The sequence below is a fragment of the Saccharospirillum sp. genome (assembly GCF_039982735.1).
GTDB lineage: Bacteria > Pseudomonadota > Gammaproteobacteria > Pseudomonadales > Natronospirillaceae > Saccharospirillum.
The window spans coordinates 43,404-67,483 of sequence record NZ_JBDWXV010000025.1; the positions used below are offsets into that span (position 1 = coordinate 43,404).

At 57.7% G+C, this 24,080-nt stretch carries 19 protein-coding genes; 7 read left to right on the forward strand and 12 right to left on the reverse strand.

Annotated elements, in window-relative coordinates:
* Positions 1-10: 10 nt before the first annotated feature.
* From ABJT94_RS20500 to ABJT94_RS20520, 5 genes are all read right to left on the reverse strand, one after another.
* The gene (locus ABJT94_RS20500) at positions 11-1,855 is read right to left on the reverse strand and encodes a feruloyl-CoA synthase (RefSeq protein WP_348476609.1); all 1,845 of its coding nucleotides are present in this window, start codon (positions 1,853-1,855) and stop codon (positions 11-13) included.
* A gap of 481 nt (positions 1,856-2,336) precedes the next feature.
* The gene (locus ABJT94_RS20505; protein ID WP_348476611.1) at positions 2,337-4,100 is read right to left on the reverse strand and encodes an acyl-CoA dehydrogenase; all 1,764 of its coding nucleotides are present in this window, start codon (positions 4,098-4,100) and stop codon (positions 2,337-2,339) included.
* A 4-nt stretch (positions 4,101-4,104) separates the two neighbouring features.
* The gene (locus tag ABJT94_RS20510) at positions 4,105-4,872 is read right to left on the reverse strand and encodes a 3-hydroxyacyl-CoA dehydrogenase (protein WP_348476612.1); all 768 of its coding nucleotides are present in this window, start codon (positions 4,870-4,872) and stop codon (positions 4,105-4,107) included.
* A gap of 9 nt (positions 4,873-4,881) precedes the next feature.
* Positions 4,882-6,141, reverse strand: coding sequence for a thiolase family protein (locus ABJT94_RS20515; protein ID WP_348476614.1), 1,260 nt, complete (start codon positions 6,139-6,141; stop codon positions 4,882-4,884).
* 2 nt (positions 6,142-6,143) lie between these two features.
* Entirely contained in the window at positions 6,144-6,902 is a 759-nt protein-coding gene (locus ABJT94_RS20520; RefSeq protein ID WP_348476615.1) for a crotonase/enoyl-CoA hydratase family protein, read from the reverse strand.
* Positions 6,903-7,275: 373 nt separating this feature from the next.
* On the opposite strand from ABJT94_RS20520, the gene ABJT94_RS20525 reads away from it, so the two are divergent.
* From ABJT94_RS20525 to ABJT94_RS20550, 6 genes are all read left to right on the forward strand, one after another.
* Positions 7,276-8,409, forward strand: a complete 1,134-nt coding sequence (locus ABJT94_RS20525) for a C4-dicarboxylate TRAP transporter substrate-binding protein (protein WP_348476616.1) — start codon at positions 7,276-7,278, stop codon at positions 8,407-8,409.
* Positions 8,410-8,496: 87 nt separating this feature from the next.
* Positions 8,497-9,024 (forward strand): TRAP transporter small permease, encoded by a 528-nt coding sequence (locus tag ABJT94_RS20530; RefSeq protein WP_348476618.1) that lies wholly within the window; start codon positions 8,497-8,499, stop codon positions 9,022-9,024.
* A gap of 9 nt (positions 9,025-9,033) precedes the next feature.
* Complete coding sequence (locus ABJT94_RS20535) at positions 9,034-10,332, forward strand: TRAP transporter large permease subunit (RefSeq protein ID WP_348476619.1); 1,299 nt, start codon at positions 9,034-9,036, stop codon at positions 10,330-10,332.
* A 306-nt stretch (positions 10,333-10,638) separates the two neighbouring features.
* Complete coding sequence (locus ABJT94_RS20540) at positions 10,639-11,097, forward strand: MarR family transcriptional regulator (RefSeq protein WP_348476621.1); 459 nt, start codon at positions 10,639-10,641, stop codon at positions 11,095-11,097.
* Positions 11,098-11,244: 147 nt separating this feature from the next.
* Positions 11,245-11,823, forward strand: a complete 579-nt coding sequence (locus tag ABJT94_RS20545; RefSeq protein ID WP_348476622.1) for an NnrU family protein — start codon at positions 11,245-11,247, stop codon at positions 11,821-11,823.
* 472 nt (positions 11,824-12,295) lie between these two features.
* Positions 12,296-13,828, forward strand: a complete 1,533-nt coding sequence (locus ABJT94_RS20550) for a bifunctional GNAT family N-acetyltransferase/carbon-nitrogen hydrolase family protein (RefSeq protein ID WP_348476718.1) — start codon at positions 12,296-12,298, stop codon at positions 13,826-13,828.
* A gap of 230 nt (positions 13,829-14,058) precedes the next feature.
* Here ABJT94_RS20550 and ABJT94_RS20555 read toward each other — a convergent pair whose 3' ends face one another.
* Positions 14,059-14,757, reverse strand: a complete 699-nt coding sequence (locus ABJT94_RS20555; protein WP_348476624.1) for a putative 2OG-Fe(II) oxygenase — start codon at positions 14,755-14,757, stop codon at positions 14,059-14,061.
* A 170-nt stretch (positions 14,758-14,927) separates the two neighbouring features.
* Here ABJT94_RS20555 and nfsA point away from each other — a divergent pair, with 170 nt between their 5' ends.
* Entirely contained in the window at positions 14,928-15,662 is a 735-nt protein-coding gene (nfsA, locus tag ABJT94_RS20560) for an oxygen-insensitive NADPH nitroreductase (RefSeq protein ID WP_348476625.1), read from the forward strand.
* Between the two features lie 305 nt (positions 15,663-15,967).
* On the opposite strand, the gene ABJT94_RS20565 is transcribed toward nfsA, so the two are convergent.
* The 6 genes from ABJT94_RS20565 to ABJT94_RS20590 all read right to left on the reverse strand — a co-directional run bounded on the left by ABJT94_RS20565 (position 15,968) and on the right by ABJT94_RS20590 (position 23,924).
* Positions 15,968-17,554, reverse strand: a complete 1,587-nt coding sequence (locus ABJT94_RS20565) for a dihydrolipoyllysine-residue acetyltransferase (RefSeq protein WP_348476626.1) — start codon at positions 17,552-17,554, stop codon at positions 15,968-15,970.
* Between the two features lie 11 nt (positions 17,555-17,565).
* Positions 17,566-18,543, reverse strand: coding sequence for an alpha-ketoacid dehydrogenase subunit beta (locus tag ABJT94_RS20570; protein ID WP_348476627.1), 978 nt, complete (start codon positions 18,541-18,543; stop codon positions 17,566-17,568).
* The gene (locus tag ABJT94_RS20575; protein ID WP_348476628.1) at positions 18,540-19,706 is read right to left on the reverse strand and encodes a thiamine pyrophosphate-dependent dehydrogenase E1 component subunit alpha; all 1,167 of its coding nucleotides are present in this window, start codon (positions 19,704-19,706) and stop codon (positions 18,540-18,542) included. The genes ABJT94_RS20570 and ABJT94_RS20575 overlap by 4 nt, the downstream gene beginning before the upstream one ends.
* Positions 19,707-20,269: 563 nt before the next feature.
* The gene (locus tag ABJT94_RS20580; RefSeq protein WP_348476630.1) at positions 20,270-21,160 is read right to left on the reverse strand and encodes a hydroxymethylglutaryl-CoA lyase; all 891 of its coding nucleotides are present in this window, start codon (positions 21,158-21,160) and stop codon (positions 20,270-20,272) included.
* Positions 21,157-23,142: a biotin carboxylase N-terminal domain-containing protein gene (locus ABJT94_RS20585; protein WP_348476631.1), complete on the reverse strand. Its 1,986-nt coding sequence runs from the start codon at positions 23,140-23,142 to the stop codon at positions 21,157-21,159. Before ABJT94_RS20585 ends, ABJT94_RS20580 begins: the two co-directional genes overlap by 4 nt.
* Positions 23,139-23,924 carry an enoyl-CoA hydratase/isomerase family protein gene (locus tag ABJT94_RS20590; protein WP_348476632.1) on the reverse strand — a complete coding sequence of 262 codons (786 nt, stop codon included), beginning with the start codon at positions 23,922-23,924 and terminating at the stop codon, positions 23,139-23,141. The genes ABJT94_RS20585 and ABJT94_RS20590 overlap by 4 nt, the downstream gene beginning before the upstream one ends.
* Between the last annotated feature and the right edge of the window lie 156 nt (positions 23,925-24,080).

Consider the following 24,080-nt stretch of genomic DNA (forward strand, 5'->3'; position numbering starts at 1 on the left):
GGAGTGTTCCTTAATCGGTGAGTTTGATGACAGCGGCGGATGGCGTTGACTGATACATATCGTCAACCACGGCAGCGCGGTTCTCCAACACGGCGCGCTGGTTGATCGAGCCTTTGTCGGTAATTTCATGAGCATCGAGACGCGGCAATTCTGTGAGCAGCACCAGCCGTTCGACGCGGTTTGAACTGCCCGTGCTGCTCGCTTTCAAATCACGCAGCAACTGTTGAAAGCGCTCAATAACGGCCGGGTGTCTCACCACTTCGTTGATGTCGGCGTCTGCACTCAAACCCGCCAGCAAACGACACTGCTCCCGCTCGGGAAACACCAGCGCGGACACAAAGGCCCGGTCGAGCCCGGCGATCACGACGTCCTGTACCACAGGCGCACCGGCGTCGATGATTCGGGCGCGTAACGGCCCGACACTGACCCAGGTACCGGTATCGAGTTTGAAATCTTCGGAAATACGGCCATCGAATTTCATGCCGCGTTGCGGGTTCTCCGGGTCGATGAATTTGGCGGCATCGCCCAGGCAATAGAAACCTTCGTCATCGAAAACCTTGGCGGTTACCTCTGGCTGGCGCCAGTAACCCGGCATCACATTCGGGCCTTTAACCCGGCATTCCAGCTTGCCGCCATTCGGCACCAGCTTCACCGACACGCCCAGCGCCGGCAAACCGATCACGCCAGACTGCGATTCCTCCAGCGAGGCAAACATCGCCGAAGGCGCCGTCTCTGTCGCCCCCAGGCCGGTCAGCATGCCAACTTTTGCGCCAATGGATTTCACCGCCAGGTCATCCAGCTTGTCCCACACATGCTGGGCAAGGCCGGCACCGGCAAAAAACATCAGGTTCAAGTCCCCGAAGAAGCGATCGCGCAAGGCATCGTCCTGTTCAAGGCGATCGGCCAGCAGCTCAAACCCCTTGGGCACATTGAAATAAACCGTTGGCGAAATGTCCTGAAGGTTACGAATGGTGCGCTCAAACAACGCTGGCGTCGGCTTGCCATCATCGATGTACAGCGTGCCGCCGTTGTACAAGACGATACCCACGTTGTGGTTACCACCAAAGGTGTGATTCCAGGGCAACCAGTCGAGCAATACCGGCGGCTCTTTTTTCAGGAAGGGCATAACACCCGCCAGCATTTCCTGATTCGAGGCGAGCATTCGGTTGGTGTTGATCACCCCCTTGGGCATGCCGGTAGAACCCGACGTAAACAGGAACTTGGCAATGGTATCGGGCGTGAGCGCTGCGTGCGCCTTGTCGACAGCATCAGTAACCGGCGTCGCCAACAAACGGTCAAACGTAAGCGCCTCACCGGAATAGCCCGTTGAATCAATGGCAATGACCTCAGCATCATCGGCGGCAATCGCATTCAGTGCATCGCCATAATCAGCGGCTTTGTCGACCAGGTAAGCACCCGGCGTCAGCAGGTCACAAATGTATTTTGCCTTGCCAAAATCTTTACTGATCAGACAGTAAGCCGGTGACAGGGGCGCATAGGGAATACCCACATACATGGCCGCCAGTGCCAGCAATAGATGCTCGGTGCTATTGCCACTCAAAATCGCAAGCGGCCGCTCAGTCGTCAGCCCCTTGTTCAACAACGCCTGCGCCAGCGACCGAACCCGCTGCAGCGTTTCTCCATAACTGACCGGCTCCCATTCACCCTCACTATTTCGTTCGGCCACAAACACCCGGTCGGGCGCCACACTGGCCCAGTGATCCAACCGCTCTATCAGCGTATCGGGATAGGCTGGCAGCTGTTCTTCGGTTTCCAGCAACTGAGTGCCATCGGAACGCTTCGTCAACCGGGCTGTCGCCCGACCAATCTCAATATCGCGGTAACCTGTTGCCATGTCCTCACCTTCTTGTTTTAAGTCACCCGGCTCTTTTTGGTATTGAGCCATCGTGGTTACTGTGGTTAACGTTGAATATTATGGGGTGGCTGTCGTTCGGGTTGCAGGTCCGCTTCACTCCGTACCGCTTGCAGGCACATCCCTGTGCCACCAAGCGGCACGCGGGCGTCCTGCCCGCTACTGCGTGAAGCGCCCCTGCAACCCTGAATCAATTGCCACTTCTAATTTTTCAAAATCTAAAAATTATTTTTCATTTGAAGGTTAAACGTCGCCACCAAACTAAGAGCAAGCTGCCGGGTGTACCTATCCGGGGAAGTCCGCAGCATGGATCGGTCCGACGCCTCGGCTGCGGTCTAGGCCCCATGGACGGGTTTACGCCGACCCCGGATAGGTACACCCGGTGGCTGGCGCGAACTCAAGGCAACAAGGCCAACCCTGGAGAGGTCAACCCGGCTGGCAACACTAACGCCTGGCAACGAAGTCAACCGAACTGGTACTTAAGAAGCCCCCGATCCGCACTTTGAACCCGGTCCAGGTGTACTCGAATTTCCGGTAAATGGTGCGCGCAGTAGAACGCCAGTAACGCCTGAACGTTGTTTCGTTCTTTGGGTGTTACGCCGTCGTCTTCGGCGGCCAGCACCGATAAGCCCAGTTGCCAGCCGAGGGCCAGAATACCGGTGGCTTCCAATAGTGCTACTGAGGCTGCATGGAGCTGGGTGGCGTTGTTGGCCTGGTGTTCCAACAGGTCTCGAACCGTGTTGCGCAGAGCATCGATTTTTCTTGTAAGCAGTGCCCAGTCTGATGAGCACTCCGGGTGTTCGCTGAGCGGCTGCAGACTGATTTTCATCCGGTTCAGCCAGTCGTAAAAAACTTCGCCATGGTCGCGTTGTATTTTTCTGAACAGAAAATCCTGAGCCTGAATGCCGGTGGTGCCTTCATAAATGGTGCTGATGCGCAGGTCCCGGTAGAACTGGGCAGCGCCGGTTTCTTCAATGAAACCCATGCCGCCGAAAATTTGAATGGCATCGCCAGTCAGGTGGTTGGCCATTTCAGTGACGTGTGCTTTGAAAATGGGCGTCAGTAAATCGAGTTCCTGTTGCGCTTGCTGTAACTCGGGGTGCGTTTTTTCACGGGCGCAATCGACCTGGTGGCCCAGGTGCAAACCGAGCATACGGGCCGCAAAGAGTCGGCTGCGCATGCCGAGCAGCAGGCGTTGAATGTCGGGGTGCTCGACCAGAGCCACCGGGCCTTTGCCGGTTTCGACATGGCGGCCTTGTTTTCGCTCCTGCGCCCAGGCCAGTGCGGCCTGGTAGGCGCGTTCGCCGACGGCTACGCCTTGCAAGCCAACGCTTAAGCGGGCCTCGTTCATCATGACGAACATGACCGCCAGTCCACGGTTGGGTTCGCCAACTAACTGACCCCAGGCGCCCTGGTTGCCACCCAATTTCAGTGAACAGGTCGGGCTGCCGTGCAGGCCAAGCTTATGTTCGATGCCGGTGCAGACTACTTCGTTTGGCTGTAGCTGACCGTTCTGATCTTCGATGTGGCTCGGCACGGCAAATAAGGAAATGCCTTTGCTACCGGCGGGCGCATCCTGAAGGCGAGCCAGCACCAGATGGAGTTTACGGTCGGTGAAATCGTGCTCGCCGTAGGTGATGTACAGCTTGTCGCCCGTCAGCCTATAGCCGCCATGACCGTCGGGGATCGCCCGGGTTTTCATCAGCCCCAGGTCCGAACCGGCCGCCGGTTCAGTCAGCGCCATGGTCGCGGTCCAGTCACCGCTGACCAGACGTTCGCCGTATTGTTCAATCAATTGGCTGTCGCCACTGGCCAGCAGCGCTTCGACCGCACCTTCGGTCAGCGGTTGAATCAGGCTGAATGCCAGGTTGGCGCCCTGCCAGCCTTCGGTCACCGCCATCGCCAGCACCTTGGGCAGTGACTGGCCGCCGAGCGCTTCTGGCAGACACAGACCGGTCCAGCCGGCGTCGCGAAATTGCGCGTAAGCATCGGCCCAGCCATCCGGTGTTGATACCCGGCCCTGATCGAGGCGACAGCCTTGCTGATCGCCAGTCGCATTCAACGGTGCCAGTACTTGTTCGGCAAAGCGGGCAGCTTCGTCGATGACGGCATTCATCAGTTCGTCGTCGAGTGCTTCGCAGGCGGCTAACTGCTTCAGCCGCTCGCGGCCGATAAGATGCTGCAGCCCGAAACGGATGTCTTCAACCGGAACTCGATAGGCCGTCATGTCATTACCTCGCCGCCATGCGCAGGGCGCCATCGAGGCGAATGACTTCGCCGTTGAGCATCGGGTTTTCCAGAATGTGGGCAGCGAGGGCGGCAAATTCATCAGGCTCACCCAGGCGGGCCGGGAAAGGCACCGAATCACCAAGCGATTGCTGCACCTCTTCGGGCAGAACCGACATCATCGGCGTTTTAAACAACCCGGGGGCGATGGTCATCACCCGAATGCCAAAAGCCGAGAGTTCCCGCGCCAGTGGCAGTGTCATGCTGACGATTCCACCTTTGGAGGCCGCGTAAGCCGCCTGGCCGATCTGGCCATCGTAGGCGGCAACAGACGCCGTATTGATGATAACGCCCTGCTCCAGCCCATCGTTTGGCGGGGTGTGCTGCATTGCCTCGGCCGCGAGTCGAATCACGTTAAAGGTACCGATCAGGTTGACCTGAATGGCACGGGAAAAGGTTTCCAGGCGGTGCACGCCTTTGCGACCGAGCACCCGTTCAGCACCGGGAATACCGGCACAATTGATCAGGGCATTTAGCGAGCCCCAGCGTTCCTGCAGCGCTGCCAGAGTGGTGCTGACGTTGGTTTCATCGGTGATGTCGGTGTGGGCAAATACGGCATTGTTGCCGAGCTCTTCGGCAAGCCGGCGTCCAGCTTCGTCGTTTACATCAGCCAGGGTAACCCGGGCACCAGCGGCAACCAGATGGCGCGCCACGGCTTCGCCGAGGCCGGAACTGGCACCGGTGACCAGGACGTTGAGTTCAGACAGTTTCATAACGCCCCCTTAACCCGCGTTTTCCAACAGCACACTGATGCCCTGTCCGCCCCCGGCACAGGCCGAGGAAATGCCGAATTGCTCACCGCTTTCTTTCAACTGACGGGCCACGGTGTGGGTGAGACGCACGCCGGTTACACCCAGGGGGTGGCCGATGGCGATAGCGCCGCCGTTGACGTTAACCTTGTCGCGGTCGAGGCCAAGCTCGCGCTCAACAGCTATATATTGGGCGCCAAAGGCTTCGTTGATTTCGATGCGACCGATATCGCCCAGCTTCATCTTCTGGCTGGCGAGCACGCTACTGATCGCCGGCGCAGGGCCAATGCCCATGATTTCAGGTGGCACACCAACCACTGAGCCACCAACAATTCTGGCCAGCGGTTTCAGGCCGTGCGCCCGAACGTAGTCGCCCGAGGCAACCAGCACTGCAGCTGCGCCGTCGACAATGGCCGAGGAATTACCGCCGGTCTGCACGCCGCCAAAAGCCGGGCGCAGCTTGCTCAAAATCTCCAGCGGGCTAGGGCGAACGTGGCCATCGCGATCAAAGCTGGCAGCCCGGTCGGAGAGCTTGAGACCCCGGGTTTTATAGCCTTCCAGTGGGAATTCAGTGCTGCTGACGGATACGACTTCGTCGTTGTAAAAGCCTCTGTCCCAGGCATCGATCGCTGTGGCAAAACTGCGGGCGGCGTAGTCGTCGACTTCAGCGCGGCTGATGTCGTAGCGCTTCGCCAGCTCTTCGGCGGTGTGGCCCATGGCCATATCCGGGGCGGTGTCGATCATTGCTTCCCAGAGAAAGTCACCAAATTCAACCTGGCCAAGTTTGAAACCGGCCCGCTGGGTGTAAGACGCTACCGGGTTGCGCGACATCGATTCGGCACCGGTGCACAGCACCAGCTTGGCTTTGCCGAGCTTGATCTGGTCGGCCGCGGTCAGAATGGCTTCAAAGCCAGTCGCACACAGCCGGTGCACCAACAGTGCCGGTGCGGTTTGTTTCACGCCGGAGTACAAGCCAATGTGACGCGGCAACATAAAAGCATCGAAACTCGCCTGAGCGACGCTGCCGGCAATGACGGCATCGACATCGCTGGCCGGAATACCGCTGTGCTCGAAGGTGGCGCGGGCGGCATAGATGCCCAGGTCGATCGGTGAGACTTCACGCATCACGCCGCAGTAGTCGGCAAAGGGCGTGCGCCGACCGTCGACCAAATAAACATCATCGTATTCAGATAAGAGCGCATCGCGCTCGGACGCCTGGTATGTGTTACTCATGATCATTTCTTCCTGTTCAGAAATTGGCCTATGCGGGCCTGAACCTCGGGGCTGGTCTGGGTCATGCCGGCGACCAGCGATTCGGTAAACAAGCCGTCGTCCATCGACATGCTGTCGATCCGGCTCATGGCACTGACCATAGCCCAGTTCGATAACGCCGAATTCTGCGCAATACTGACCGCCAGTTCACGGGCTTTGGCCTCGCCTTCGCCTGCAGCCACACGGTAGTGCGCCAGGCCCACCCGTTCGCCTTCATCGGCGCTCAGGGTGCGGCCAGTCAGCATCATCTCCGTCATTCGGCCCGCCCCAATCACGCCGGCGACCCGCACCGAGGCGCCGCCACCTACGAAGATGCCGTGGCGGCCTTCCGGCAAGCGGAAAAAGGTGGAGTCTTCAGCAATGCGTACGTGGGCGGTCGCGGCCAGTTCAAGCCCGCCGCCAATCACGGCGCCTTTTAACACCGCCACAATGGGAATGCCGGCATTGGTCATCCTGCCGAACACCCGGTGCCACATCTGGGAGTGGCGTACCACTTCAAACGGCTCCCGGGCCTGATGTTCGGCCAGGTCGAGCCCGGCGCAGAAGTTGTCGCCAGAGCCCGTCAGCACGACCACGCGAATGGCATCGTCCAGCGGGTTGAACAGTGCTTCCAGTTCAAGCAGCAGGGCGTCGTTAATGGCATTGTGTTTGGCAGGGCGATTCAGACGAACGTGGGCAATGCCATCGTTGATCTCCATCGTTACCAGGGCAGTGTCGGTCATTGCGGTTCCCATCCTGATCGGGTTGGTGGCTACCGGTTCGTAAAGGTTGATACCCGGAGGCCGCCGATGAATTCATTGAGGCAAAGACTACCGATTAATTGTTGTACTTGTAAACAATTTATTTTTAATCATATTTCGCGATAAGCAACAACGGCTATGGAAAAAATCGCTCTATAGAGGGCTCTAATTTAGATTTACTCGGGTCCACACTCCTCCTCAGAGGGCATAAGGCCATCCAAGATTTACGCTATTTATGTTGATAAGCACAACAATGTATGACATAAACAACACAGACTTTGCTCGGTGCCTGACGGCGCCGATGAAACACCGGCACGACCCACAAATACAACAAGACACAAAAGAGGTTACCAAGATGCGTACTACCGGATTTCTTGCCACCCTGACCCTCAGCGCCGCTGCGCTAGCATTTGCCACTCAGGCCGCTCACGCCGAAAACCTGCGCCTGGCTCCGGGCACGCCACCGGCTCACCCGGGCCACACCCCCTTGTTTACCAGCTTCCAGGACCAACTGGCCGAAAAGACCGGCAACCGGATGACCGGCAACATTCTGGGCACCGAAGTGGCCAACCTGGGCAACATGCGCAATGCCGTAACCAGTGGCCTGGCCGATGCCGGCATGTTCCTGCCCGCTTATTTCCCGTCGGATCTGCCCGAAATCAATCTGGTCGGTGACCTCTCTTTCCAGGGCACCAACTCCCAGGCGATGGGCGCGGCCATGACCGACTACATCGTCAACTGCGCCGACTGCCAGGAAAACCTGAAAAGCCTGGGCATTGTGTACACCAGCAGCCACGCTTCCGACCTCTACCAGTTGCTGACCACAGAACCGGTCAGTGACCTCGACGACATGCAGGGCCTGCGCCTGCGTGCGGGTAACCCACAGTATGCTCGCTGGGCCAGCGCCATGGGTGCATCACCTTCCAACACCTCGGTTGGTGAAACGTTCGAAGCCATTTCCCAGGGTATTCTCGATGGCACCATCGCGTCCTCGGCCGATCTGATCTCGTTCCGGCTCGACGATGTGATCACCCACATCACCACCATTCGCCTGGGCACCTACCACTCCACCATTTCCCATGCCTTCGGTCGCAACAGCTGGGCGCGCCTGAGCGAAGCGGATCGCAAGATGCTGGCCGAGTCGTCCAGTCTGTCGAGCGCTCTGGCAACGCAGCGCTGGGCCCACGAAATGCCTGCCGAAGCCGAAGCACTGGCCCGCAGTGAAGGCATCGAGTTTGTTGAACCCAGCCAGGCATTGCTGGATGCGACGGCCACCTTTGTTGTAGACGACATGGCTCAGGTGATCGCCGATGCCGAATCCCGCTATAACCTGAATAACGTCGAAGCCAAGCTGGAGCAATTCACCACCCTGGTTGATAAATGGACGGCCATTGCCAACGAACTCGACAACGACCCGGAAGCCATTGCGGAACGGGTTAATGAAGAAGTCTGGGCCAAGGTCGACTTTTCTACCTATGGTGTTCAGTAACCATTCCCTGATCTATTGTTGACTTAAGCAGTTGGCGGCGCACCCACAGGTCGTCGCCTTTTTTTATCAATTTCTATCAGGACATGAGTGACTTACACGATGTCGATCACCGGATTAAATCGCCTGGCCGATCAGTTGTCTCGGGCCCTGGCATTGCTGGGCACCCTGGGCATTGCCGCCATGCTGATCCATGTTACGGCGGATGTGATATTGCGCAGCACCCTGTCGTATTCCATTCCTGCCACGCTGGAAATTGTCACCCGCTACTACATGATCACGCTCGCCCTGCTGCCGCTGGCCTGGGTGGAACATCAGCGCAATATGATCGCGGTTGAAGCCGTCAGCGATATGCTGGGTGACCGCTTCAAAGCCTGGACGGATGTGTTGGTCGCGGTTATTTCATTGCTCATTTATTGTATTTTTATGGTGGCGACCTGGACCAAGGCCGTCGAACAATTTGAACGCGGTGCCTATATTATGTCGCTCGATTTCCCGATGCCGGTCTGGCCAACCTATTTCGTTATTCCCATCTCGTTTGCCCTCGCGTGCCTCGTCTGCCTGATTCGACTGGTGACGACGCTCTCGGCCACCACCTCATCCAACGCTCCGGAGTAAGGATTCACCATGTCGGTTGAAATCGGTTTTTACGGTCTGGTTGCTTTGCTGGTGTTGCTGGCTTTGCGGGTGCCAGTGGCATTGGCGTTAATGGCGGTCTCGCTTGGCGGTGTGACCTGGATGATTAACTGGGATGTGGCCATCGGCATGCTCGCCGGTACGCCCTATGATTTTGTGGCCAAGTGGACGTTGAGCGCCGTGCCCATGTTTTTGCTGATGGGCTTTGTCAGTTACCACGCGGGCCTCACTGCCGGGCTGTTCAACGCGGCCAAGGTGGTGTTTCGCTGGCTGCCGGGTGGCCTGGCGATTTCCAGTATTTTTGCCAGCTCGGGGTTTGCAGCGGTATCGGGTTCAAGCCTGGCCTGCGCAGCGGCCATGGGCCGTATTGCGATTCCGGAGATGGTCAACAGCGGCTACAAGCCGAGCTTTGCCTGCGGCACCATCGCCGCCGGTGGCACTATTGGTGCGCTGATTCCGCCGAGCATTCTGATGATCGTTTACGGCGTGTTTGCGCAAGTATCCATTACTCAGGTCTTTCTCGGTGGCATCACCATTGGTCTGCTGACCGCACTCAGTTACACCATTGTTATTTTGCTGGTCAGCTGGCGCCGGCCCGACATTGTGCCGCGCAAGCTCGAAGGCGCTTACGATTACAGCCCGGCCCAGGCCATTCGCGAAATCTGGCCGGTGTTGTTGCTGGGGTTGATGGTCTTCGGCGGTCTGTTCAGTGGCTTTTTCACAGCGACTGAAGCCGGTGCCATCGGTGCGGCCGGTGCCATCATCATTTCAGCCGTGCTGGGCAAGCTGAGCTGGGGGCTGATTCGGACGTCATTGCTGGAAACCCTGTCGACTACAGCGTCGTTACTGATCATCGGGGTGGGCGCCAGTATGTTTACGGTTTTCCTCAGTCTGAGTGGTTTAGCGGGGTTCATTTCCCAGGCGGTCTCGGGCTGGGACCCGACCTATCTTCAACTGATGCTGGTGGTGGTGCTGATCTATCTGTTCCTCGGGCTCTTTATGGAACCCTTCGGCGCTATGCTGGTCACTTTGCCGATTCTGATGCCGATTTTCGAGCAATACGACATCAGCCTGATCTGGTTTGGCGTGCTGCTGGTAAAACTGTTGGAGATCGGGATGATCACTCCGCCCGTGGGCATGAACATCTTTGTGATACGCGGCGTCGCCAGCCAATACGCAAGTCTGGTCGATATTTTCAAGGGCGTCAGTACCTTTTTGGTGGCCGACCTGGTGGTGGTAGCACTGGTCATTTTCTTCCCGGCGATCGTGCTGGTACTGACGGGTAGTTGAACCTTGTGCCAGGAGTTCTTGCCGGACGCTGGTTTTACTCTTTCTCGGTCTGCTACGGTGCCAATCGCCCGTGCTGGCCACCGGGTATCCCGATCCGGGGTCGGCATTAACCCATCCATGGGGCCTAGACCACAACATCCATGTTGTGGACTTCCCCGGATCGGGATACCCGGCAACCAGCACTCAGTATTCAGTCTCGGTGAAGCCCGCGTTATGAACTGTGAAACTTGAAATGGTAATATGGATGCTTTGTTCCCCGGCGGGAACGAAATTTACCCCAACACTGGCACATCAACAGGAGCCCCGATGACCCAGGACACCCAAAAAATAGATGCCACCCTGTTGAACAGTCTGGTGGGTTACCGGTTACGCCGGGCGCAGCTTGCCTATTTCGAGAATTTCACGGCCACCTGCACCGAACAGGGCGTTACACCGGGTCTGTTTGGTATTCTGTGTGTGGTGCGGGATAACCCGGGGCTGACGCAAACCGCCGTGGCCAACGCCATTGATACCGACCGCTCGGCCATGGTGTCGGCGGTCGATAAACTTGAAAAGCAGGGGCTGATCGAGCGCCGTCAGTCGGATTCAGACCGGCGTTCCTACGCCCTGTTTCTAACGGATGACGGTGTGCGGTTTACCGAGAACCTGCACAAGAAAGTACTGGCGCATGAAGCGCATTTTGAGCAGGTGATGAACAAGGGTGAAAAGGAGTGGTTGCTGGGCATGCTTGAACGCATCATCGAGCTGGACCACCCCGAGGGCTAAACACCGCCCTACCCTCCGGTCAGGCCATAAACCGCCGCAGCTACCGGAAGAAGTTCAACTTGGTGACTATCAGCCGGTGTACAGCCCGCTTGCGCTCCGCTAATCTGTAGCGGTTCCCTACCCAAACCGTGTCAAAAAGGATTTAACATGATCGCACTGGTCATCGGCCTGGTTATTTTTCTCGGCATGCATTCCACCCACATTCTGGCTCCGCAATGGCGCGAATCGATGATTCGCCAAATGGGTCTGATGCCCTGGAAAGGTCTGTACAGTTTGCTCTCGTTGCTAGGCTTTGGCCTGATCATCTGGGGCTACGGCATGGCCCGGCTCGAGCCGGTCTGGCTCTGGTTCGCCCCCGGCTGGACCCGCCACCTCTCGGCGCTGCTGATGATACCAGCCTTCGTTTTTCTTGCCGCCGCTTATGTGCCGGGCAACCGCATCAAAGCCCGGTTCGGTCACCCCATGGTACTGTCGGTAAAAACCTGGGCCATTGCCCATCTAATTGCCAACGGCACCCTGGCTGATATTCTCCTGTTCGGCAGCTTCCTGGCCTGGGGCGTGATGTATTTCATTCATGCCCGCCGTAAAGATCGGGCAAACAATACCCAATACCCGGTCAAAAGCGCCAAATGCGATGTATTCGCCGTGGCCGGCGGCCTCATCGCCTATGTCGTGTTCGCCTTCTGGGCTCACCAGTGGCTAATCGGCGTTCCGCCCTTCGGCTAACTTTTCTACTGTGCCAGCTGCGGAGTTCGAGTTGGCTCTGGTGCGAGGAGTCCGTGTCAGGCACTGGGTTCACTTATCTGGGGTCGGCGTAAACCCTTCCATGGGGCCTAGACTGAAGCATCCATGCTTCAGACTACCCCAGATAAGTGAACCCAGCACCTGACACTCAACTGGTCCCCAATTCTGAACTTGCATTCTACAAGCCTCAGCTTCTCTGCAGACCCCCAGACAAACTGATAAACTGAACATCCAATTCTTTTTTTGGCTCGCATTCTACGTTGGCACCATACCAAGTGGCGGTGACCGGATTGACCTATCCGGGGAAGTCTGAGGCATGGATGCCGAAGCCTAGGCCCCATGGATGGGTCCATGCCGACCCCGGATAGGCCAATCCGGTTGCCGACACGAACCAAAGGCAAAAGGCCAACCCTGGCACCGGAATGCGAGCGACACCCTCAGGACATAGCCGATGATGCAATCTGACGATCTCCACCTTCACCTGCGTAATCTGGTGGTGGGTGACTACCCCCAACTCAAGAAACTGATGGACCGTGTATACGACGATATTGGCGGTGCCTGGCCGGAAGACACCATTAACCGGCTGATCAAGGATTTTCCGGACGGCCAGATCGCCATTGACGACGATGGTGAACTGGTCGGCGTGGCGCTGAGCGTGCTGGTGGACTACACCACCTTCTCCAACCCGCACAAATACGACGACCTGATTGGTCAGCGCGAGATCATTCTGAACAACACCAGTGGCGATGCCATGTACGGTCTCGATGTGCTGATCGACCCCGACTACCGTGGCCACCGCCTGGGGCGTCGGCTTTACGACTCGCGTAAGGAACTGTGCCGGCAATTGAACCTGCGTGCCATTCTGGCCGGTGGTCGCATTCCCAATTACCACGAACACGCCGACGACTTGAAGCCGACTGAATACATTGAACAGGTCGCCCGCAAGGAAATACACGACCCGATTCTGTCGTTCCAGCTGGCCAACGATTTTCAGGTGAAACGCCTGATGCGGCGTTATTTGCCGGAAGACGAGAAATCCCTGGGGTTCGCCACGCTGCTTGAGTGGAACAACATTCTCTATGAGCCGGCTGACCGGGTGCTCGATAACACCAGGAACCATGCCCGTGTTGGCGCAGTTCAATGGCAAATGCGGGAGTTCGCGTCGGTTGAAGACGTATTGCAGCAAGTTGAATACTTCGTGGACGCGCTGTCAGGCTACCAGAGTGATTTTGCCGTCTTCCCGGAGCTGTTCAATGCCCCGCTGATGGGCCTGACCGATCAGACCGATCAGGTGGAGGCGATTCGCTTTCTGGGTACCTTTACCGAACGCTTTAAGACCGAAATGAGCCGAATGGCGGTCAGCTACAACATCAACATCATCGGTGGCTCAATGATTGAGGCCGATGAAGATGGCTACCTGTATAACATTGCCTACCTGTTCCGCCGCGATGGCACTCAGGAACGCCAGGCCAAACTGCACATTACGCCTCAGGAGCGGCGCGACTGGATCATTGAGGGTGGCAACGAACTGGCGGTGTTCGACACCGATGCCGGACGCATTGGCATGCAGGTCTGTTACGACGTTGAGTTCCCGGAGTTAAGCCGGCTACTGGCTGATGACGATATGGATATCCTGTTCGTGCCGTTCTGGACCGATACTAAAAACGGCTACCTGCGCGTGCGCCACTGCTCCCAGGCCCGGGCGATTGAAAACGAGTGCTATGTGGTGTTGTGTGGCAGCGTAGGAAACCTGCCCTCCATCGAAAACCTCGATATTCAGTACGCCCAGAGCGCAGTCTTCAGCCCGTCGGATTTCGCCTTCCCGCACGATGCGGTGCTGAACGAAACCACGCCCAACACCGAGATGATTTTCTTCTCGGATCTCGATTTCAACAAACTGAAGCTGGTGCGCAGCGAAGGCTCGGTCACCAATTTAAAAGACCGGCGCAAAGACCTGTTCAGCCTGACACGGCGGAATCCGAAGTAAGGTGGCTGCCTGGTGTCATGAGTGAGAAATTCGCAGGTAAATACAACTTGGTGGCTACTCTTAATGCGGTGCCAATCGGACTGTCGGGTACGCCTACTGGAGGCTCGCTGTAAATACCTCCCTGTAAGCTCGGAGACCGCGTCCCTGCGGTCTAACGGCCCCCAGTAGACGCACCCGACAGTCCTTAGCTCATCAGTGGTTTAATCAGCACGAATTTCTCACTCATGACACTAGGCGAAATCGACTCTCGCATTGAACGCCACCACAACCCGGTCTTTGTTTCCGAAATACGGCAGAGCTGAATGCTTTAGATAAGACGGAAAGATCACCACCTGCCCGGCGACTGGCTGAATGTCGTAAATGCCCTGCCCGTTCAGATAGAGACTCCCCGCATCCAGAAAATGATCGGCATTGCCCCTCGGGTCGTAGAATCGGTTGACGCCGCTGCGCCGGTCAAAGTCGGTATCGCCAGCGTCGAGGTAGTAGATACCACACCAGGAGCAGTTCGGGTGGGAGTGGGCATCGTGGTAGCCGCCCGTTTGAGTGAGGTGATACCAGCTTTCGGTGATGGTAGCCTCTGCGCTGGCACCCTCGGGCCAGTGACCCTCGTTGACGTAGGCGGCGATGTCCAGAACCAGGGACGATAGTGCCTGGTTCAACACCTGAACGTCGAGGTCGTCTGCGTCGAGAAAGTCCAGTTCGCTTTCGAACAGATGTTGCTTGGCACCCACCGCGACCTCGCTGGCTACGGCCGTTTTGTGCTGTGCGTGATGGCGATAGATGTGTGAAATCAGGTGACTGGCGATCAATGAGTGTTCTGCCAGGGTTGCGATGAACAGTTCGCTTCCCCATAGAGGAATCGGTTCGATGACTGGTTCGTCTGTCGCACTGCTGGTTGGAAAATCGTCTTGCTGAGAATCGTGACGCATGGCGAGCGGGCCTGATGTTGGTTAACGTCGAGTTCATGCCAGTGTAAGGCCGGGGACCACCTCAGACAATCACGAGCCAATGTTGCGCTGCGGGAACGAAGCGGTCGACCATGGCCAGCCCGTCCATGGTACTCTGAACCTGTTGTAGAACCCATAATCCGGAGATTTGAATGAACGCTGTTACCCAATTGCTCCAGTCCCACCGCTCGATTCGTGCCTTTACCGATAAACCGGTTCCGCAGACGCTGGTTGAAGATCTGATCCGTTGTGGCCAGGGTGCTGCGACGTCGAGCTTTATTCAGACGACTACAGTCATTCAGGTCACGGACCCGGAGAAGCGCGCCAAGTTGGCGGAATTGGGTAATAACCAGAAGTACATTAATGAAGCGCCGGTGTTTTTCGTGTTCTGTGCCGATATGAACCGCCACAAGCAAGCCTGCGAGATGCACGATGCCCCCATGCTGAGCGGTTTTACCGAGCAGTTCCTGACCGCGTCGGTCGATGCGGCTCTGTTCGCTCAGAACCTGGTCGTCGCGGCCGAATCCCAGGATCTCGGCATCTGCTACATCGGTGCGTTGCGCAACAACCCGCAAGGCGTCAGCGAGGTGCTTGGCCTGCCCGACCTGGTCTACCCGGTCTTCGGCCTCTGCATCGGCTACCCGGATCAGAACCCGGAGGTCAAACCCCGGCTGCCGGTCTCGGTGGTGCTGAAGCAAAACGGTTATGAGCCAGACGATGTGGCGACGGTGAAAGACTATGATGAACACGTCCGCCACTATTACGCGACCCGCAGCGGCAACCCGAAGAGCCAGAGCTGGAGTGAGCAGATCTCAGGCATGCTGCAAAAGGAAGCGCGGCCTCACATGTTGCCGTTCCTGCAGAAACGTGGGTTTTTGTTGAAGTAAGATGCTTTGCCCCATTGGCTCAGAGTATTGTCGGGCCTGGGGCTGCTAGTGCCATGACTAGGAAATTCGACGGCCAACTTTCGCTGGTGGCTATTTTTTAATCTGGTGGCAAACGGACTGTCGCGCACGTCTACTGGAGGCACGCCGTGAACCCATCCATGGGGGCTCGAAGATCGCATCCCTGCGATCTAACGACCTCCAGTAGGCGCACCCGGCGGCCCTTAGTTCACTAGTGGTTCAATAATCAAGAATTTCCAAGTCATGACACTAGCTATTCGTCCCGGCACCAACTTCACCACTTACTTCTAAACCATCCACAAAACCATTTCTTGCGGCTGCTCCAACAGCGCTTTCCAGTCATTGCAGAAACGAGCAATGGTACCGCCATCCAACACTCGATGGTCACCGGACCAACTGACCTGAATAATGTCTCGGATTTCCAGTTCATCGTTTTTATTGGGTCGTGGCAAACGCTGCAAGCGACCGATGCCCACGATCGCCACTTCCGGTGCATTGACGATGGGTGTGGTAACTGTGCCGCCAATTGAGCCGATGTTCGACACGGTGATGGTGCCGCCTTTCAAATCATCCGGGCTCAATCGACCCGATCGACCAGCCTCGGTCAGGCGTTTTATTTCATCGGCCAAGTCGACCAGGCTCAGGTTTTGAACACCTTTAATGTTCGGTACCAGCAGGCCCATGGGTGAGTCCACCGCCATGCCGATGTTGTGGTCGGCGAACTGGTGGATCTCATCGCCCGCGTCGCTCATGTGGCTGTTCACAATGGGGTGACGCTTGAGTGCGACGGACAGGCATTTGATGAACAGGCTCATCACGGTCAGCTTAACGCCCTGGCTTTCCAGTCGCTGGTTCAGCGAACGACGCAACCGGGTCAGTTCGGTGACGTCGATTTCTTCCGAATAGGTAAAGTGCGGAATGGTCTGGGCCGAATGCATCATCTGCCGCGCCATGGCGGCGCGCATGCCTTTGACCGGAATAACCTCGACGTCGCCTTTGCTGGCCGATTTTGCTTTGGGTTTGACTGACTCCGCTGGCTTGGTATTAGCTGCCGGTTCGTCTTCCAGTTGACCCATAAAGCGCAGCATGTCTTCTTTCAGTACGCGGCCATTCTTGCCGGATGCCGGCACGTTACCCAACTCAATATCATGCTCGCGGGCGATGCGTCTCACGGCTGGGGTTGCCAGTACCTTGCGCCGGTTTTCATCGGTGCTGCTGATGCTCTGGCGCGTTTGCGTCACCGCTTCCGGTGCTTTGGGTTGAGCGACAGCCGGGGCGGTGGGTGCATGGCCTTCGTAATCGCTGAGCGCGAGCCGGAACAGGGGTGAGTGCACTTTGGCGATTTCGCCTTGTTCGACGTAGCGTTTTACGACGCGGCCTGCGTGTTTGGCGGGAATTTGCACCAGAGCTTTATCGGTTTGTACATCGGCAACCGGCTGGTCTTCGGTGACGGTATCGCCTTCTTCGACCAGCCATTCCACCAGTTCGCATTCAACGATGCCTTCGCCGATGTCTGGCAGAATAAAATCTTCTTCGTAATCGTTTTGCGTTACGGGTTGAGCGGTCGGTTGCACAGCTTCAGGTGTTTTCGACTGTGCTTTTTCGTCCATCTTATTCGTGGAAACCGGCGCTTCGTCGGCGATTTCCAGTGCGAACAGAGGCGCATGTACTTTCGCGATTTCGCCCTGTTCAACATAACGTTTCAGCACCCGGCCCGCGTGTTTGGCGGGTATCTGAACCAGGGCCTTGTCGGTTTGCACATCGGCAACCGGCTGGTCTTCGGTGACGGTATCGCCTTCTTCGACCAGCCATTCCACCAGTTCACACTCAACAATGCCTTCGCCGATGTCCGGCAGGATAAAATCTTCTTTCATGGTCCTGCTCCTTAATAATTCATCGTGGCGACAATGGCTTCGAAAACCTTGGTCTCATCTGGCATGTACTCGGCCTCATGAGACAACGGATAGGGCACATCGAGCCCGCAAACGCGATTCACCGGGGCTTCGAGATGCAAGAACGCCTGTTCCTGAACTGTGGCGGAGATCTCGGCGCCGAAACCGTTGGTCAGCGGGGCTTCGTGGGTGACGACCAGGCGGCCGGTTTTCTTCACCGAGGCGACCACCGCATCGACATCCCAGGGCAAGATGCTGCGCAGGTCGATGACTTCGCAATCAATCCCTTCTTTCTCTGCCCGCTCGGCAGCCTTGCTGGCCACTTCCATCTGGGCGCCCCAGGCGAGCAAGGTGCAATCCTGCCCTTCGCGCACCGTTTCGGCGACGCCGATGGGCAGCTCATAATCCTCTTCAGGCACGTCGCCCACGGCAGCGCGGTACAAACGCTTCGGTTCAAAGAAGATCACCGGGTTGTCGTCACGAATCGAAGCCAGCAACAGCCCTTTCGCCTGATGCGGGTTGCGCGGCACAACAATTTTCAAACCCGGAGTGTGCGCGAAGTACGCTTCAGGGCTTTGCGAATGATAGTGCCCGCCGCGAATACCACCACCGTATGGCGTGCGAATGGTCAGGCCACCAACGTTAAATTCGTTACCGCTGCGGTAACGGAACTTGGCGGTCTCGTTCACGATCTGGTCGAACGCCGGAAAGATGTAATCGCCAAACTGAATTTCAGCGATGGCCTTATGCCCCTGCGAGGCCAGGCCATTGGCAAAGCCAACAATGCCCTGCTCGGTCAGCGGTGTATTAAAACAACGTGCCCGGCCAAACTTTTCCTGCAAGTGACTGGTCGCCCGAAACACGCCACCAAAATGGCCAACGTCTTCGCCAAAGCAAACGACTTTATCGTCTTTTTCCATGGCGGTGATCAGGGCGTTGTTGATCGCCTGTAACAGATTCATTTGACTCATGCGTCCAACCTCCCTGATGTTTTTGGATACTGATCCGGATATTTTCGCATGTGCGCTTTCAGCTGCTTCAGTTGCTGACGCAAATGCGGTGTGGGTTCGTCGTAAACATCGGTGATCAGATGATCAATGGTCGGGACCGGCCGTTTTTCGGCAGCTTTCATCGCGGCCAGAATGTTGGCCCGGTGTTCGGCGTAGAGGGTTTTCTCCTGCTCATCACTCCACCAGCCCTTGTTCGTTAGCCAGTGTTTGTAGCGCAAAATCGGGTCTTTCTTGGCCCACTGGGCTTCTTCATCTTTGGAGCGATACCCGGTCGGGTCATCGGACGTGGAGTGCGCGCCGAGGCGGTATGACATCGCCTCGATCAGCACCGGTGCATTGTGTTCGAGTGCATAGGCGCGAGCTGCAGCGGTCGCCGCATAAACTGCGAGCAAGTCGTTACCATCAACCCGCATCGTAGCAATACCATACCCAATGCCGCGCGAGGCAACGCCATCACCACTGAACTGTTCGGCCGAAGGCGTGGAAATCGCATAACCGTTGTTGCGACACAAAAAAATCGTCGGGCATTTCAGCACCGCCGCCATGTTCAGGCCGGCATGAAAGTCACCCTCACTGGCCGCGCCTTCACCGAAATAACAGATGGTGCAGGCATCAATACCGTCGAGCTTCTGGCCATAGGCATAACCGGCGGCTTGTGGAATTTGGGTACCGAGGGGCGAGGAAATGGTGTTGTAATTCAGCGCTTTGCTGCCGTAGTGAATCGGCATCTGGCGGCCCTTGCCAAGATCGCGCTCATTGGAAAAGCACTGATCCATAAACTGGTCGACACTGAACCCTCGGTGGCGCAGAGCCCCCTGCTCCCGGTACTGGGCAAAGATCATATCCTGAGGCTTCAGGGCACCCGCACTGCCCACGCTCGCCGCTTCTTCACCGAGCGAAGCCAGATAAAACGGAATGCGACCCTGGCGCTGCGCCCCAACCATGCGTTCATCCAACACCCGAATGAACACCAGGTCGTCATACAGCTTCAACGCCATCGCTTTATCAAGCTCAGGCTCCTGCGCACCCTTATACAAGGTGCCGTCCTGCTTCAATACTTTAAAGGTGGGGATATCGAGGGCATCGCCCAGCACAAAGCCTGGCTTATGGATGCTTTTACTCATAGGACCCGTTCCTGTTCTTATCGTCTTGTTAACATTCAGACCGCCTTTTGGGCGCTCCCGCTTTATGTTCTTTTTTGCCCAGGGGATCACCCCGGTTCTGGTTAGCTTAGGGGCTAATCGTTTGGTTGGCAGCCACTTCTGTGTACATGGCATGCGTTACCCTGTTGGGCTGGGTTTACGGTTGTGGCTTTGGGCCGCGATGGGCGCCGGGTACAGCCTTGTCGGGTCGCTGTGAATACCTCCATGTAAGCTCGGCGGTCACCATCCATGGTGACCGACGCCCCGCCAAGGCTGCACCCGACACCCATCGCTGGTCTTGGGTGGTTAAGCCGGAAACCCATTTAAAACTGGCTCAAACTCAACCTCGCTGCACTGTCATTGTTCTTTATCCAGTTTGAAACCACTTCGGCAGCTTTAGGGATACCGGGTGCACCTTTTGCGGACCGTGAGATCACATGGATGTGATCTACGAGCCCCCAAGGATGGGTTTACGGCGTGTCCGCAAAAGGTGCACCCGGTATCCCGACAAAACCTCCCGGCAGCTCAACGACGAGCCACGGACCTCAACCCATAGCCTGATTAACCTTGGAAGGCACGGGCTTGCCAAGCTTTTCAAACAACCACCGACCTGTAGCCGCCAGCTCCTCAAGGTCGACGCCGGTATCGAAGCCCTCGTTTTCCAGAAGGTAGACCACTTCTTCGGTTGCCACATTGCCGCTGGCCCCGGGCGCATAGGGGCAGCCGCCGGCGCCGCCGGCGCTGCTGTCGAAGGTGCGAATGCCGAGGTCCAAACCAGCCATGATGTTGGCGGCGGCCATGCCGTAGGTGTCGTGACAGTGCAGGGCCAGTTGGTCAGCATCGTGTTCGGCCAGAAGGGCCTTAAGTACGGCTTTGATTTGGCGTGGCGTGCCGCGACCGATGGTGTCGCCCAGGCTGACTTCGTAGCAGCCCATATCGAACAGGGCGCGGACCACCGGCAGCACCTGCGCCGGGGTGATCTCGCCTTCGTAGGGGCACGCGACCAGGCAGCTGACGTAGCCGCGTACGCGGACGTCGGCGGCCAGTGCCTGTTCGGCTACCGGTTTGAAGCGGGCCAGGCTCTCTTTGATGGAGCAGTTGATGTTTTTCTGGCTGAAGGTCTCACTGGCGGCCCCGAATATGGCGATGTCTTTCGCGCCGGAGGCCCGGGCAGCTTCCCAGCCTTTCAGGTTCGGGACCAGTACCGGGTAGCGCTCGACGCTGTTTAGATCAAGTCCAGCCAGGACCTGGTCGGTTCCACTCATTTGCGGGACCCATTTGGGCGAAACGAAACTGCCTGCCTCCACGCTCGTTAAGCCGGCCTCGACCAACCGGCGAATCAGCTCTAGCCGGTCAGCGACCGACAGGGGGGTCGATTCATTTTGCAGGCCGTCACGCGGCCCAACTTCAACGAGATTTACCGCGGGTCTGCTCATGCGGCGACCTCCTCTTCAGGGTCCACGACAAACAGCACCTGGCCGTCTTCAACCCGGTCGCCCACTAGGAGCGAGCATTGCACCAGAGTGCCGTCTACAGGCGCGGTCAGGGTGGTTTCCATTTTCATGGCTTCCATCGACAGGATCTTGTCACCGCGTTTTACCTGAGCCCCTGCCTTCTGGTGCACTGCGGTCACGGTGCCAGGCATCAATGCTTTAACCTGTCCATCGCCGCCCTGGCCATCCTCATGGGCAGCTTCAGCCTGCCACCAAACCTGGTGCCAGCGACTGTGGCCGTCGTCAACTTCAATTCCGGTAGCATCGGGCCAGGCGTCCAGCTGACAACGGTGCTGACCTTCTCTGCCTTGCAGGCGGAAATGCCCGTCACCCAGATGCTCGACGGTAACGTCACTCAGAGTCAGCGTTTCAGTGGCGCAATGCGCTCGCCAGACGCCCTGGTGTTCGGTGACCAGGCATTGCTCGGTTTCGCTGCGGTTGTACAACCAGCGTCGTTGCTGAAACCGGCGCCAGCCGGAAAGCCGCTGCCAGGGGTCAGTATGACCCGCATCCTGATGATTCTGCACCACGCTGGCGGCCAGGGCGGACCAACAAGCCGGTTGGTCGGGCTGGTGTTGCCAAAGGTCGCGGTGGGCTTCGATCCAGTGGGTGTGAATGTTGAAATCAGCGACATCGGTGGCAGCGCAGAGGCGACGCAGAAAGTTCAGATTCGTAGTAAGGCCGACCAGCCGGGTTTCTGCCAGAGCTCGGTTCAGTCGGGCCAGGGCTTCATCCCGGTTGGCGCCGTGTACGATGAGTTTGGCCAGCATGGGGTCGTAAAAGGGCGACACCTCGCTGCCACTTTCGATGCCGGTATCGATGCGCACACCCAGACCCCGGGGCCAGACGACATGGCTGAGAGTTCCGGTGGTCGGGCGAAAATCCTGATCCGGGTCTTCGGCGTAGAGGCGCACTTCAAAGGCATGGCCTGCCGGGTGTGACGGACGCTCTTCCGGCAACGGCTCGCCTTCGGCGACGCGCAGTTGCAGCGCAACCAGGTCGAGCCCGGTGATGCATTCGGTGACCGGGTGTTCGACTTGCAGGCGGGTGTTCATTTCCAGAAAGAAGAAGTCGCCACTGGCATCAACGATGTATTCAACCGTGCCCGCGCCGACATATCCAATGCTGGAAGCTGCGACTTCGGCGGCCTTCCACATGGCGTGGCGGGTCTCGTCATTCAATGTTGGAGCCGGGGCTTCTTCGACCACTTTCTGGTGGCGCCGTTGCAACGAACAGTCGCGTTCAAACAGCGACCAGACGTTGCCGTGCGTATCGGCCATGATTTGCACTTCAACATGGCGCGGGTTAACCAGATAACGTTCCAGCAACAGGCGGTCATCGCCAAACGCATTGCGCGCTTCGCGGCGGGCACTTTCCAGGGCATCGGCAACCAACTCAAGTTTTTCAACCACACGCATGCCCTTGCCACCGCCCCCGGCCGAGGCCTTTACCAGCAACGGGAAGCCGATGCGTTCGGCTTCTTCGAGCAGTCGGGCATCGCTTTGGTCATCGCCGTGGTAGCCGGGAATCATCGGCACGCCGCGCGGTTCCAGCGTTTGCTTGGCGGCGGCTTTCGAGGCCATGGCACGCATCGCAGCAGGCGGTGGCCCGACCCAGGCGATGCCGGCTTCAGTCACGGCCTCGGCGAAGTCGGCGTCTTCCGACAAGAAACCATAGCCCGGGTGCACGGCATCGGCACCGGTATCGCGCACCGCTGCCAGCAAGGCATCCCGATTCAAATAACTCTGGCTCGCGGTCGCGCCACCGAGGCAGATGGCCTGGTCAGCCTCGCGCACATGCAGGGCGTTGCGATCGGCGTCGGAATAAACCGCAACGGTTTCAATGCCAAGCGCGCGAGCGCTGCGTTGAATGCGGCGCGCAATTTCACCGCGGTTGGCGATGAGTAAACGGTGTATGCGTTTCATGAGGGTTCAATCCAGTTCGGGTTGCGCTTGTCGAGAAAGGCGGTCAGCCCTTCCTGGCCTTCGGTACCGACGCGCTGGCGGCCAATGCGCTCGGCCAGTTCGTCCATCAACGCGTCATCAACCGGGCGCTGAGCGACGTCTTTTACCAGGGTCTTGGCCATGGCCTGCGCTTCGGGGCCACCAGCGGTCAGATCGCTAAGCAGGCGCGACAGTTCGGTGGTTAAGTCTTCTTCATCCACGACTTCGTGCACCAGGCCCATGGCGCAGGCCTGTTGGGCAGTGAAACGTTCACCCGTCTGGAAATACCGGCGTGCCTGCCGTGCGCCCATGGCTCGCACCACAAAAGGCGAAATGGTCGCTGGGGTCAAACCAAGCCGAACTTCGCTCAGTGCAAAAAACGCATTCTTGGTGGCCAGCACAATGTCACAACAAGCGAGCAAGCCAACGCCACCACCCATGGCTGCCCCCTGGGTAACCCCCACCAGCGGTTTGCGACAGGCATCGAGTTTCTGCATCAGCGTTGCCAGCTTGCGCGCATCGTCCCTGTTTTCGGTTTCGGTGTGATCTTTCATCGCTCGCATCCAGTTCAAATCGGCACCGGCACTGAAATGCTTGCCTTCGGCTTGCAGCACCAACACTCGAACCGCCGGGTTAGCATCCAGCGAGTCGATCTGATGCGTCAATTCAGCAATCAGTTCCGCACCAAAGGCGTTACGAACCTCGGGCCGATTCAATGTCAGATAAGCAACGACGCCTTCGTGTCGAACAGTTAATGCCTGCATAACAACTCCTGTCTTAATCCTTCAAGTTTCAGAGTTGGCCGATAGCTGAGTGCCAGATGTCGGGTGTGTCTATCCGGGGAAGTCCGCAACATGGATGTTGCGGCCTAGGCCCCATGGATGGGTTGAGTGGGCGGCATCCCGCACGACCCCGGAGAG